15 protein-coding genes are annotated in these 12,982 nt (G+C 35.9%); 4 read left to right on the top strand and 11 right to left on the bottom strand.

Annotated features, from left to right (window positions below):
• Nucleotides 1–19: 19 nt before the first annotated feature.
• The 4 genes from ACY9Z2_RS09055 to ACY9Z2_RS09040 all read right to left on the bottom strand — a co-directional run bounded on the left by ACY9Z2_RS09055 (nt 20) and on the right by ACY9Z2_RS09040 (nt 2,906).
• Entirely contained in the window at nt 20–751 is a 732-nt protein-coding gene (locus ACY9Z2_RS09055) for a class I SAM-dependent methyltransferase (RefSeq protein ID WP_463609310.1), read from the bottom strand.
• A gap of 14 nt (nt 752–765) precedes the next feature.
• The gene (locus ACY9Z2_RS09050; RefSeq protein ID WP_463609309.1) at nt 766–1,608 is read right to left on the bottom strand and encodes a PP2C family serine/threonine-protein phosphatase; all 843 of its coding nucleotides are present in this window, start codon (nt 1,606–1,608) and stop codon (nt 766–768) included.
• 15 nt (nt 1,609–1,623) lie between these two features.
• Nucleotides 1,624–2,502, bottom strand: coding sequence for a protein kinase family protein (locus ACY9Z2_RS09045; protein WP_463609308.1), 879 nt, complete (start codon nt 2,500–2,502; stop codon nt 1,624–1,626).
• Between the two features lie 197 nt (nt 2,503–2,699).
• The gene (locus ACY9Z2_RS09040; RefSeq protein ID WP_463609307.1) at nt 2,700–2,906 is read right to left on the bottom strand and encodes a gamma-type small acid-soluble spore protein; all 207 of its coding nucleotides are present in this window, start codon (nt 2,904–2,906) and stop codon (nt 2,700–2,702) included.
• A 156-nt stretch (nt 2,907–3,062) separates the two neighbouring features.
• Here ACY9Z2_RS09040 and ACY9Z2_RS09035 point away from each other — a divergent pair, with 156 nt between their 5' ends.
• Nucleotides 3,063–3,638: a CBO0543 family protein gene (locus tag ACY9Z2_RS09035; RefSeq protein WP_463609306.1), complete on the top strand. Its 576-nt coding sequence runs from the start codon at nt 3,063–3,065 to the stop codon at nt 3,636–3,638.
• Between the two features lie 120 nt (nt 3,639–3,758).
• Nucleotides 3,759–4,934 (top strand): site-2 protease family protein, encoded by a 1,176-nt coding sequence (locus ACY9Z2_RS09030; protein WP_463609305.1) that lies wholly within the window; start codon nt 3,759–3,761, stop codon nt 4,932–4,934.
• 36 nt (nt 4,935–4,970) lie between these two features.
• On the opposite strand, the gene ACY9Z2_RS09025 is transcribed toward ACY9Z2_RS09030, so the two are convergent.
• The 3 genes from ACY9Z2_RS09025 to ACY9Z2_RS09015 form a co-directional block, all read right to left on the bottom strand.
• The gene (locus ACY9Z2_RS09025) at nt 4,971–5,462 is read right to left on the bottom strand and encodes a dihydrofolate reductase (RefSeq protein ID WP_463609304.1); all 492 of its coding nucleotides are present in this window, start codon (nt 5,460–5,462) and stop codon (nt 4,971–4,973) included.
• A 20-nt stretch (nt 5,463–5,482) separates the two neighbouring features.
• A complete protein-coding gene (locus tag ACY9Z2_RS09020) occupies nt 5,483–5,971 on the bottom strand; it encodes a GNAT family N-acetyltransferase (RefSeq protein ID WP_463609303.1) in 489 nt (162 codons plus the stop codon).
• A gap of 194 nt (nt 5,972–6,165) precedes the next feature.
• Entirely contained in the window at nt 6,166–6,756 is a 591-nt protein-coding gene (locus ACY9Z2_RS09015; protein WP_463609302.1) for a DedA family protein, read from the bottom strand.
• A gap of 373 nt (nt 6,757–7,129) precedes the next feature.
• Here ACY9Z2_RS09015 and ACY9Z2_RS09010 point away from each other — a divergent pair, with 373 nt between their 5' ends.
• Complete coding sequence (locus ACY9Z2_RS09010; protein ID WP_463609301.1) at nt 7,130–7,744, top strand: pyridoxine/pyridoxamine 5'-phosphate oxidase; 615 nt, start codon at nt 7,130–7,132, stop codon at nt 7,742–7,744.
• 39 nt (nt 7,745–7,783) lie between these two features.
• Here ACY9Z2_RS09010 and ACY9Z2_RS09005 read toward each other — a convergent pair whose 3' ends face one another.
• On the bottom strand, nt 7,784–8,584 hold the full coding sequence (locus ACY9Z2_RS09005) for an RDD family protein (protein ID WP_463609300.1): 801 nt from the start codon (nt 8,582–8,584) through the stop codon (nt 7,784–7,786).
• 92 nt (nt 8,585–8,676) lie between these two features.
• Between ACY9Z2_RS09005 and ACY9Z2_RS09000 the strand changes: the two genes are divergently transcribed.
• Nucleotides 8,677–9,651, top strand: a complete 975-nt coding sequence (locus ACY9Z2_RS09000; RefSeq protein WP_463609299.1) for a stage II sporulation protein M — start codon at nt 8,677–8,679, stop codon at nt 9,649–9,651.
• Here ACY9Z2_RS09000 and ACY9Z2_RS08995 read toward each other — a convergent pair.
• The 3 genes from ACY9Z2_RS08995 to ACY9Z2_RS08985 are packed head-to-tail and all read right to left on the bottom strand — an operon-like array spanning nt 9,629 to nt 12,978.
• Nucleotides 9,629–10,987, bottom strand: a complete 1,359-nt coding sequence (locus ACY9Z2_RS08995; protein WP_463609298.1) for a DUF58 domain-containing protein — start codon at nt 10,985–10,987, stop codon at nt 9,629–9,631. The two genes, ACY9Z2_RS09000 and ACY9Z2_RS08995, sit on opposite strands and share 23 nt — an antisense overlap.
• The gene (locus ACY9Z2_RS08990) at nt 10,938–11,867 is read right to left on the bottom strand and encodes an AAA family ATPase (protein WP_463609297.1); all 930 of its coding nucleotides are present in this window, start codon (nt 11,865–11,867) and stop codon (nt 10,938–10,940) included. Before ACY9Z2_RS08990 ends, ACY9Z2_RS08995 begins: the two co-directional genes overlap by 50 nt.
• Nucleotides 11,830–12,978: a DUF4350 domain-containing protein gene (locus ACY9Z2_RS08985; RefSeq protein WP_463609296.1), complete on the bottom strand. Its 1,149-nt coding sequence runs from the start codon at nt 12,976–12,978 to the stop codon at nt 11,830–11,832. The genes ACY9Z2_RS08990 and ACY9Z2_RS08985 overlap by 38 nt, the downstream gene beginning before the upstream one ends.
• Nucleotides 12,979–12,982: the final 4 nt, after the last annotated feature.

Here is a 12,982-nt window from a genome sequence, read left to right as displayed (position 1 = left end):
TAACTCTCCTTAAACGTACTTACTTCACACAAGAAAACGCTAAAACAATCGGTATTCTTTTTCTTCTTTCATATTCTTCATCACTACTAAAATGCTCCCGAACCGGTTTGCCTTCTCGCAAATCTTTAACCAAAAAGCCCGCTTCCGTTAGCGTTCTGAAGTATTGTTCAATTGTTCGATGATATTTCACAATTACTTCGTCAATCCATGGTTCCTTTCTTTCTCCTTCATGAAAGTAATCATCCACTATCCAATTTTCACGCTTATCTCCTGATTTTTTACTTATGAATGAAGAAGTAGTTAGAGGATGTTGAACACTGAAAATGAACTTACCCTTTTGCTTTAAAGATTTATATACATTCCTAAATAGATTATTTATATCTGAAACATAATGAATGGCAAAACGGGAAGTGACAATATCAAATTCTTCAGTTGGAAATTGAAAGGACTCCATAGTAGCATGGTGAACCAATCCATTTAGCCCACTTAAAGTAGTTTTTGCAAGTGTGATCATTTGTTCAGAGCCTTCCACCCCTTTATAATACTTCGCGCCTTTGCTAAGTAATTTTTTGCCAAAAAATGCATCTCCACATCCTAAGTCCACTATACATTTGCCTTCAACATCCCCAAACAATTCATTAATAATTGGACCTTCAATAGCATTATTTGGACTATCTTTTCTCTCTCTTCTTTTCATATAATTGGATAAAAAATTCTTTTCATCGTAAGCACTTGATCCTCTGAACTCCATCAGAAAACACCTCTCTAAAAGTTAATTACAATACCAGCTTTATCATCTGATTTTTTAAATCTCGGATATTCTATACATTCAGGGTCCGTTTCCTCAACACTTATTAAATTCTCTGTATAACGTTGTAATCCTTTATCTAGTATGGAGGAAGTAATGTAATCCCAGAAGTTTTCCCCTTCTGGTATCATTTTTTGTGGCAAAAACATTCCATCTGTCATTATAATGATATGTGTTAAGCCATTCCTATTGATTGTCCCTGATTCTATGTATTCCAATGCTGCGGCCTCACCGTTTAGAACACCATATCCGTTTACTGAATTACTCTTCTGACGATTAGCTAGTAAGATAGGTTTTACCTGCTTTATTAATTCATTTCTTGTCTTTACCCCACGGGATATATTTTCTTCCCAGTTTTGTAGTGCTATATTTTCTAAATGCTCTACTTGTAACCTAGTTAATACCCTTACCTTTTTATTGTCGTATACGGCAATACACATACAATCTCCAGTCTGTATATAGTGAAGTTGCTTATTTGTAATTTTAACAATAGCTAATGCTGTTCCCCATAATTGTTCCTTTTTATTAGTATCTATCTGATTTTCTTTCATTTTTTCTTGGATTGAATGATTGACTTTTGATAATCCGTGATAAAATTTTTCGCTACTTTTAATAGATTCAAAGTAACGCTTCACTTCATGAGAAGCCAAATATCCTCCAGTTAGATCTTCTTCATTTTTAAAGGAAACCAGCGAAGAAACACCATCAGCAACACCGTAAATCTGTAGTTCATTATTTATAATTAATGCATCCTCATTAAGTTGGTTAACACCCCTAGCAATATAGGATTGTATTTGCATTTATTCATCCTCATTTCATGAAAAAACTTTTCCACAAGCTTCTTCCCAAGCTTGGAAAAAATCCTCAATTGTTGTGAATCTATCATTTTTATCTTTTTCTATTGCTTTTAATGCAATCTGATATAGTTCTTTGCTTGTATCCCACTTTGAAAATGAACGATCAAGCTCTCCACCCAACAATACAAAAGCGGTTGCACCCATATTGAACACATTGGTTTTTTCATCAATTTCAGTACCCTGTTCAAATTCTTCAGGAGACATAAAGCGTGACGATCCCCACATTCTTCCCATTGTATTGATAAACGGCTTATTACTGTACAAGTCAATGTCACAAATTGTGGTAGTATCACGTTCAAAATCATAAATTATACTACCATCATAAAAGTCGACTGCAACATAGTTTTGCTTCGCTACATTTTGATGAAACGCATAAATACAATTTAAGGATTTTAAACGAAGTTCTACTGGCAGTTGTTTAAACCGATAAAATGGTGAATCTGGATGTGTATATTTAAGAGGTGGAGGAAACGACCAGTGAGGATGAAGACACTCACCATCGACCCATTCAAACACTAAAGCATACCCATTATCCACTTCAAAATGATTCAACAAGGTCACCGAGTTGGGGTGATTTAGTTCTTCATAATTAAGGACAGAGCGTCTTAAGTTTACTACTGCGTCTTCCGGATTTCCTTTATATTCTGTTGTTCTAGCACCAGCATACTTCACAAATTTTTTCCGTCCATTTTTGAGAATACCAAAGCAAATGTTTCCCGAATCTTGTTCAGGAAAGACGGAGAAAACTTCACCTAGTGTTTTTAACCATGTGAAATCGTGGTGTTCATTAAGATGAAATGAAACACCATCAATTTGAATCGTTTGTAACCCCTTCAACTGACCACCCCTTTTTCTTCACTTGATTCATCATACCATTTTTTAAAACCTTCTGAATACAAAAATAAGGAGCTATTTAGAAAAACTCGGCATTCGCCTTGTCCTTAATTGGGAATGCCGAAGTTTTTCTTATTTTATTATAAATGTCTATCATAATTTATATTTTCTGACGTTAGAAGATACGCTTCTTCGTATTTCTATTCGCTGAATTGTTGATTTTTCTTTTTAACTTCTTCTGTATCTGTACCACTATAAACTTTCGTGCCATGACCTCCAGTTGTTTTAGCAATCCATTCTTTCGCTTCATTATACGAAAGTCCTGAATTACTATTTTTCTGTTTAACAGCTTCAATATCTGTCCCTGCAGCTGTATATTTTCCGTAATGCTCATAATTATTGTCCATGTTTTTACCTCCTAAAACTTAATTCCTTTTCACCTTATAGTATTACCCTCATCATTGTTTCCATGTAATTTCAATTGGCTATACCAAACATAGGTATAATTCCTTCAGAACAACGAAAACTAAACTAACTTTATCAGTGAAGGTGATGAATAAAGAATGTCGGAAGAACAGCGAAAACGCTTGGCCGAAATCTCAAACCAAGAGGAACAAATTACACAGGAATGGTTTGAGTACTGGAAAACTTTCTCGACCTGGGATGATTGGCACTTTTGGGCAATTGCCATCATGTTAGTTATTCCACTTATTGTTGTGTTTTTTGCTATTGATAAACGTAAGGTGTTTCAAATTGGATTTTACGGATTCAATATTCATGTCTGGTTTGCATATTCTGATGCACTAGCGATGGTTACAGGACATGTAGCATATCCATTCCAAGTAATCCCCGTTATGCCTGTGAATTTTGCATTAGATGTTTCATTAGTTCCGGTCTCATTTATGCTGTTATATCAGTGGTGCTTAAACCATAATAAAAACGTATTCTTGTATGGCGCATTATTAAGTGCAATTTTTTCTTTTTTATTTAAGCCTCTATTAGTGGTATTAGATTTAATTCAACTTCATAAAGGGATGGGATATATTGATCTATTTTGGAATTATCTCTTAATTGTAGTACTGGCAATGTTCGTTACGCGAGTTTTTCTTTATTTGCAACAGAAAGGAATGGAGGAATAATTCAACAAAGTGGTAACATGAGTCAAAAATCAACTTTTCACAATACTTAACTAAAAGATAAGAAATATATGTTATGATAAATTAAATAGTTAAAAAAGAAAGTTGATTGGAGAATAGTTAATGGAAGCAACTTCTAAACAAAAAACAAATAAAGGCGTCTGGGGATGGATTGCTGTAATTGGTCTCTTTTTACTAACGAAAGCCAAATGGCTCTTGGTAGTCTTAAAGATTGGAAAGTTTGCTACATTGATTTCCATGTTCGTATCACTTTGGGCATATGCCTTAATTTACGGATGGAAATTTGCTTTTGCAATTATATACCTAATTTTTATACATGAAATGGGTCACTTGGCAGCAGCTAAAATTAAAAAAATCCCGACGAGTCCCGCAGTTTTTATTCCATTTTTAGGTGCTGCAATTGGAATTGATCCGAAAAAAATTAAAGATGCGAAAACAGAATTCTTTATTGCCTATGGAGGGCCCTTAGCAGGTTTACTTTCAATCATTCCAGCACTTCTACTTTACATGGCAACAAGTGATCCTTATTGGGTACTTGTTATCCATTTAGGGGCACTGATAAATTTATTTAATTTATTTCCTGTCTCTCCACTTGATGGCGGAAGAATTGTAAGTGTACTATCCACGAAAATCTGGTTCGTGGGACTGCTTATAATGATCCCGGTTATATTCATCTCACCGGATCCAATTCTTTTCTTAATCTTTATTTTTGGTTTTATTACCTGGTGGGGACAATATAAAGAGAGCAAGAACTTAGCAGTTAGAGAACACGAAACAAAGATTATATCGGATATTAATGACGATCTAAATCGATTTTTGCAAGCGTACGATGATGAATATGATGAGGAACGTAATTACAATGAATACAATGACTTAATCAAAAAGCTAAATACTCATAAAAATAATGCGAAACGTTACCTTGTAAACAATTCAAATTTTAAAATGCCTCTTTTACAAGGCAAGAAACGATTGGATATCAAGAAATACAAAGCAGAAGAAAAAATATTGATTAATACGTTAAATGATATTAGTCGAAAAAAATATGAGATGGGAGAAAACCCTTCTTTAGATAAAAATATTGAGTATGCTTTAGTAAAAAACCAATCTAGGCTAACAGAAATTAAAGAAGAAATAAATCGCACTAAGACATATTATAAAACCTCATTAGGTACAAAAATAATATCGCTCTTTCTCTATTTAGGTTTAGCGATCTTACTCGCAGTAATACTTGTTTACGCTATGAATCTATTGGATGCAAGTCCATTAGCAAATTATTAAAAAATGCATTCCTGCTTTGGTCAGGAATGCATTTTTTTACGTGTTTTTCTTTTCATAAACATGAAAATAATAGTCATATGGATTCTGGTCATTCTTTATTCCTTTTTCAACTGAAGTTTCTTTCCATTCATCATAATCAACCTCTGGAAAGAATGAATCACCATCGAATTCATGGCGTACCTTGGTAATGTACATCTTTTCCACGTAAGGCAAAAATAACGTATAAATGTGTTCTCCACCGAAAATGAAAATCTCACCTTCATCTTTACATAAAGATAGAGCTTCTTCGACTGAATGTGCAACTTCACAATTAGCACATTTAAAACGCTTATTTCGTGTCACTACAATATTTCTTCTATCTGGTAGGGCTCCATCAAGTGAATCAAGCGTTTTTCTGCCTAATATAATCGCATGTCCTTTTGTTGTATTTTTTACATACTGCCAATCGTTCGGAATGCTCCATGGGATGTCATTATCTTTTCCAATTACTCTATTTTTGTCTATAGCAACAATTAAAGAAACCTTCACTTATAACACATCCTTTTGGGTTAGGATATTTTCAAACACATTTGTACCATTTTTGTAATATGACCGTATAGGTTATCATCAAACTCTGATACTGTTTCAAACCCCTTTGCTTTATAAAAATTTTTACCCGTTATATTCTCTTTTTCCACATTAATATATATTTCCTTAATACCGTCTATATTCTTAACTCCTTCATTTAATAAAGCAGTACCTATTCCTCTACCTTGGGACTCTGGTAACAAATATATTGCCCCTAGCTCCGTTTCTCCTCCCTCTTTTACAGGAGAAAAATTAGCATATCCTAAAACTTTCTCGTTTTCTTCTGCAACAAATATGTACGATCGTTCTAACCGATTCCTCAACATTTCTTCGTTATAGGCTGATTTCAAAAAGTTTTCTTGTATTGTCAGTGGTATAATTCCATCATAAGTAACGTTCCAAGTAGTCGTTGCCACTTGTTGAACTTGTGGAATGTCATCTTGAATCATTTTTCTTATACTAAACGTCATTTGTAACTACCTCTCAATCTAGAATATTGTCAGGATTTAAAACTTCCAATTTTGACTGGACAAAACGGCAAAATTTCAATCAATAAATTCATTATAAACTAAATACTATATTTTCTGTATCTTCATTTTATAAAAATTCATAAGTCAGTAATAGGACCTAACCCATAGGATTAGAAATGAAGTGGTGGGAGTATTCATACTTCTTTTTGAAGCATCTTATCTTTTTTCTTTTTTCGTATTCGGTAAAATATATAAACGGCCGCTACTACTATTAAAACAAGAATAGCGTAAAACTGGAATTCTTCCATAAATGTTTTCACCGATTTTAGGTGACCGACACTTCCTAACCAAAGTACGCCCACTGTCCAAGGGAGAATTCCTAATAGTGTTAACGATAAAAAAGTCCATTTATTGACTTTGAAGGTTCCAGAAACATAAGAAATATAATTTCCAAGTCCTAGTGGTCTGGAAAATGCGATACTCCAAATACCGAACTTTTTAAACCAGCGCTCTGCCTTTTCTATTTTTTTGCGGCTCGTTTTTTCTTTCAACTTTTCCTCAAATTTATAACCGATGAGATATGGGACCAGGCTGAAAACTCTATACACCGTACTTGCTAGTAGACCATACAAAACAATTTCAATAAACGAAAGCTTTAAAACATACCCAAAAACCAACGTAACCAATCCACCTGGAAACGGGACGGCAGAGGCTTCAACTGCCAGACTAACCAATAATCCCCATATTCCATACTCTTGTATAACGTCTACTACAACCTGCAGCATTTCAAGAAGCCTCCTCTCTAAACGTATCATGTTAGTTAAATGTATTTCACTGTGTTATAAGGGTCTCTTCCCTAATGCTTGTAACCCAAACCATCCATTTATTGGTCTATTTTTGCGATTTAAGAAAAGTTGGTCTGTACTACAAAATTGCCACCAAACCAAATTTGATTATTCAGGAAACTTATATTTGTTTTGTTCATTAACTGCACTTAGTTCAACAACAAGTTTCTCATTTCTCCTGTAAAATGATCGTAAAAATAATATGGATTTATTTATCGTTTTCCTATATTTTGAAGTTAGAACAAAATTATGATCACGAGGAGAATTTGTTGATATGAATCAGACAAAAAATTTACTTAGGAGTATAAATTCCTTGAAAGGTCCATTTCCGAAATTTAATACATCTGATGTACCTGATGAACCGACTGACCTGTTTGTGAACTGGTTGACTATCGCGATTGATAAAGGTGTGCCCGAAGCTCATGCTATGACTCTGTCTACAGTTGATAAAGATGGAAAGCCTGATGCTAGGGTTTTGATTCTAAAAAACGTCACACCTAATAATTGGTATTTTGCAACTTCAGCAACAAGTAGAAAGGGTGAACAATTAGAGGACAATCCAAATGTATCCTTAACATTTTATTGGAAGGAACTCGGGCGACAGGTTCGAATACGAGGTATTGCCTCCAACATGGGTTTTAAAGAAAGTTCGAAAGATTTTCTAGAACGATCAAGCGCTTCACGTGCTTCTGCCTTAATTGGAAAGCCAAGTAAAGAAATGAACTCACGAGATGAATTAGAAAAATCATTAGCGGAAGCCAAAAGATTAGTCAAACTAGATCCTCAAGTTATTAATCCTAATTGGAAATTGTATGCTGTATACGCTGACGAAGTTGAGTTTTGGCAGGGGGATCCAGAGCGGAAACATACTAGGTTACAATACCAAAGAGATGGTCATAGTTGGAAAAGACGGTTGTTGTGGCCATAAATTTTAATGGCCACAACAACCGTCTTTTTCTTTCATTTCCTACAATTCATATTCCCACTCTTCCTTTAAGAGTAAGTAAAGAACCAAGAGTTCATTTTCTAATTCATGAATCGTTTTGTTGCCAACTTCTAATCCTATTTTCGGTAATAGAATCATTGCTATTTCTCTAGTTAACACCTTCCGTTCGATTTCAGGCAACTGCAAAAAGCGATTGCTATACGTTTTCATTATATTCCATTCTTTCGTTCCAAGGGATCTTAACGTCCACTCGTCGACTGAAATATACGTTTTTGAAAGTCCTCTTGATTCCATTTCTCGTTCAATTGCAGATGCTTTTTTCCTCTTCCCTTTTATTTCATGAACTACAATCGTACCTGCAACAAGGTCACCTAATCGTTTATGTTTCGAATGAAAAAAAACCATGAGCATTCCTATTAAATACGCGGTTGGTAAGGAATCTATAATACGCAGAAGATTACGTAGGAGACTTGATAGTAACGTTAAGCTATGTCCATTTTCTTGTATAACTCTTACACCCAATAATTTTTTTCCAATCGTTCTTCCACCTGAAAAGAATTCAACGATAAAATAATAGCCCCAATTAATCAAAAATAAAAGGATAATCGTAATTGCAATTGCTAAGGATGACGTATCTGGCATATACATCATTGATAACTGTCCGAATTCCATAAAAACCAATCCAAGAACCACCAAAATACTGACAATCGTTAAGATGATTTGATCAATAATGAGTGCCGCTGCCCTACTTCCTAATCCAGCTAATGGGAACTGGAGGGAAACATATTCAGGTGTTTTAATTTCGACTTGTTCATGAGTCATTTCAAAAACCTACCTTCTAATATCCGAATAACTGTTTTAATTTTTCAACAAATTATTTATAATGAGAACAGCCATACTAAAGAGGTGTCCAAATGAATGTAAGACAATTTATAAAGCAACACCGAGATGACTGGAAACAATTAGAACAATTGATTACACATATACATAAGAACAAAAGGAATCTTTCAACTGCTGACATGACACAATTTGACCGGCTCTATCAAAAAGCAGCCCACCACCTATCCTATAGTCAAACCTATTTTCCAAACGAGGAAGTGACAGCTTACTTAAATGGCATTGTATCAAAATCACATAATCTACTATATAAAGATCAAGTTTCAAGCGCTAAACAATTACACTATTTTTTCAGAACAAAATTTATTAGTCTGCTAATAGACCAATGGAGGTTTGTCGTCGTTGCTATGGTATTATTTGTTGCAGGTGGATTAGCAAGCTTTTTCGCTGTGCTAGACGATCCGAACCATATCTATTCCGTGATCCCAACTGAGCTGGCGCAAGGTGTTGACCCTGACAATCTTGGTAAAAACAATGGATCGGTTGATTCCGCTTCGATGTCAGCACAGATTATGACGAATAATATTCAGGTCGCCATCCTAGCATTTGCGGGTGGCATCACGTTTGGGATTCTCACTGTTTATATATTGATTACCAACGGCATTTTGATTGGCGCGCTTGCAGCCCTGTTTTGGTTAGACGGGAAATCGTATGAATTTTGGGCGTACATCGTTCCTCATGGGATGATTGAGCTTACAGCCATATTTATTGCAGGTGGTGCTGGATTACTAATGGGCTATAAACTATTTGTTCCAGGACAATTTTCACGCGGATATCAATTAAAGGTTCAAGCCGTGCGTTCCGTTCAACTATTACTCGGTACAATTCCTTTGTTCGTCTTGGCAGGTGTGATTGAAGGATTCATCACCCCGGCGTCACTTAGTTTAGAAACGAAGTATGTTGTGGCATTTGTCACGGTAATTGGCTTGATTCTATATGTTGCTTTCGGCCATTTTAGTAAAAGTAAATCTAAAGTAAGCCCCGGTTCATAACGTCAATGTAATGGGAAACGGCTGCAGTTGCCAGTCGTTCCTCTCTTACCTCAACAAGTTGTAATCCCTGTCGTTCCCAATTCCATTTCGCCTTTTTTCTTGAGTGAATTTGTAGCTGAGCCATACTTTTTTCCATCGCCTTATGTAATGTACTCGGCTCTGCTTTTGCTGTTAAAAATAACGCCGAATCTTCTATACCAATTGTTAAGAACAAATGCTTTTGCCTTAATCTTTTCACTTGAATAAGTGCACTTTCTTCGTTTAGAAGTGTTCCTACATCGCTAAATAATAATAGTAGACTTCGTTTCTTTTGTACCGTTTGAAGATAATTGAAAACTACAGCATAATTAGGCTCACTTGCTTCCACTTGTAAATCATAAATAGATTGTAAAATCGTCTGTAAATGACTGAGTCCTTTAGCAGGTGGTATATACACCTTAATATCTTTTGAAAAGGCAATGACAGAAACATAATCGCCTTTCTTTAATGCTGCAGCAGCAACAATAATCGCTGCTTCTAGCACTTTATCAAGACGATTACCTTTTGCCAATTCCTGCCCCATCATCCTACCGCAATCAATTAAAATCGTAATATATTTTCCATGCTCGGGTTCGTATTCATTTGTCATAACCTCTTGCAATTTAGCTGTTTGACGCCAGTTGATTGTCCGCGGGTCATCACCAACTACATAGTTTCGAACCTTATTGAACTCTCCTGCGCCACTTTGACGTTTGCGAAGCTTTTCTCCATCTGCCGTAAGAAACTGTTGTGCATTTGCTAAATAATGCTTCGTTTCGGTTAGATCTGGAATTACTTTGACAATATCCCCCAACTCAACAGTCGTTTGTTTTTCCCATAGTCCTATCACACTACGGTAACGGACATAAAGTTTTTCTAGTTGATATTTTCCACGCACAGTTGCCTTTGTCTGATACGTAATTGTTGATGTTGCCTGCCTTTCCATACGTCCACGAACAGGGAAAATTGTATGAAAGGACTGTGGCAAATCATCAGCAATGAGTAGTTTACCTGTATGTTCTGAAGCATTTTTCACTTCAATGGTGACGTGATAGGAAATACCTCTTTCGAACTCCTCAGAAATATTGCGAGTGAAAGCCAATTGCTTTTTTCTAGGTATTTGGAATAAATCTAGTAAACTGACTACCAAAAATGCACCATTGATGATAATGATATTTTCCCATGATAATTCTATGAAAGTAAGTAAGGTTACACAACTTGAAATTATAAGGAAAATTACAAGTAGTCGTTTCGTTGGTAGTATACCCCTACCGTGGAACAGGAATCGACCCCACAAGCTCTTGAATAATTTGGTCAACAGTCGCTCCCTCCAATTCCATATGCGGTGATAGTTGCATACGATGTCTAAGACCAGGTCGTGCAACCATTTTAACGTCATCTGGCGTTACATAGTCACGATCCGCAATATATGCCCACGCCCTTGCAGAACGTCCAATAGCTATTGCTGCTCTCGTACTCGCACCAAAGCGAATAGCTTCTGACTCACGCGTTTTTCGAACAATTTTCATGATGTAGTCCATTATGTCATCACTTAATGTAACACCTTCCATTTCTTTTCGAATTGTAAGAAATTGTTCGACAGTCAACACTTGCTCCTGCTCGACGCCTTCGTCACCCTGAATCAATTCATTTTTCAACACCGTGATTTCCTCTTCTAATGTCGGAAAATCGATTAATAGCTTAAATAAAAATCTGTCCTGTTGCGCTTCTGGCAACGGATATGTACCTTCAAACTCAATCGGGTTTTGTGTTGCTACTACAAAGAAGGCTTCTGGTAACTGATATGTCTCCCCTTGGATCGTTACTTGCTTCTCTTCCATTGCTTCAAGAAGTGCAGCTTGTGTCTTTGCAGGTGTCCTATTAATTTCATCTGCCAGCAAGATATTGGTGAAAATTGGCCCTTTGATCATTTGAAAATTACTTTCTTTCATGTTAAAAATCGTACTACCAGTGATGTCACTTGGCAGTAAATCAGGTGTAAATTGAATCCGATTAAATGATCCGCCAATTAATGTTGCAAGTGTCCGTACCATTTTCGTTTTCCCAGTACCTGGTACCCCTTCGATAATCACGTGTCCTCCAGCTAAAACAGCCGATAACAAGAGTTTAAGATTTGTACGTTGGCCAATTATCGTCTTTTCATACTTTGTCAGTAAGGATGTTAGCTCGTTCCTCATCCCCATCCACCTCTTTCCGTATTCTATCTATTTTTTTCGATCCTAATAGGTATTCTTGTTTCGTTATTTTTTCTTTATTCAATAATACTGTAAGTTCTGTGACGAAGGTTTTAATGTCTGAGTTTGGTAGTTTCTTTTCCAATTGACCCATTATGTCATGCCAATCTTTCTGATAGGGAAATCCGAATTTCTCCTGTAACCGTTGCTTTAAATAACTCGCTTGAATTTCAATAGAATCGCTATAATTTCGGCCGCGAAGATTCCATGCAGCTAAAGCTTTGATTCGTTCATCACTAAATCGTACTGTTTCTTCTCTAGCAATCATAATCGGTCCAAAGCGTTTTCCACGATACCATAACCAGAGGATGGTAAAAAGAATGGCTTGAAACGCGATAACTACCATCCATTTAGGATAGACGGCGAAAAGACTCGCAGCGTTTTCTGCACCATGACTATATTCATCAAACAATATAGTCGTACCTGGCCTGCTTCCTTCTTCCATTAACAATAAAATTAACGATAAATGGTCTTTTTCGAGAATTGCCCCATTTGTTATCCACTCCGGCGAATTCACTACAATTAAATGCCCGTCCCCAAATGAACGTTTGAAAGCAATTGTTCCGAGATCATCGTAAAGTAACACTTCATCTTGTTCATTCGTTTTCAGCCTAGCTGGAGACAATATTTCGGCCATATACTTTTTGTCTTTCTGATTAAACAGCTTTCCTGATGCCTCATCTTCTATGTAGGTTGTTTGCACACCAAACATCCCACTCGGATTAGACTGCAACAAAAGAATGGTATTCCCTGATTCCATAAATTCTGTATAAGCTTCCATTTCACTTGAATTTGGTATAAAGGAAGGCTCCACCATCACCAATATATTTTTCTCGTTTTCGTCTGGTAAAAGCTCAGGTCGATGTGACCATCTTTTTGCACCATCTAAATATGTATAAAAACCTTTTACACCTGTAGGGGAAGGCGAGTTGGAAACATAGCCTGGATAATTCTTTGGATCAGGTGAAGAGACGAAATAGCTAATGCTAATAAACAGTACAAGAATACATACAAGCCACAGCCATGTTCGTTTATTTGTTTTTGATTTCTGCACTACT

The organism is Virgibacillus sp. GM2-2, assembly GCF_055329585.1.
This window is presented reverse-complemented; position numbering and strand designations above follow the sequence as displayed.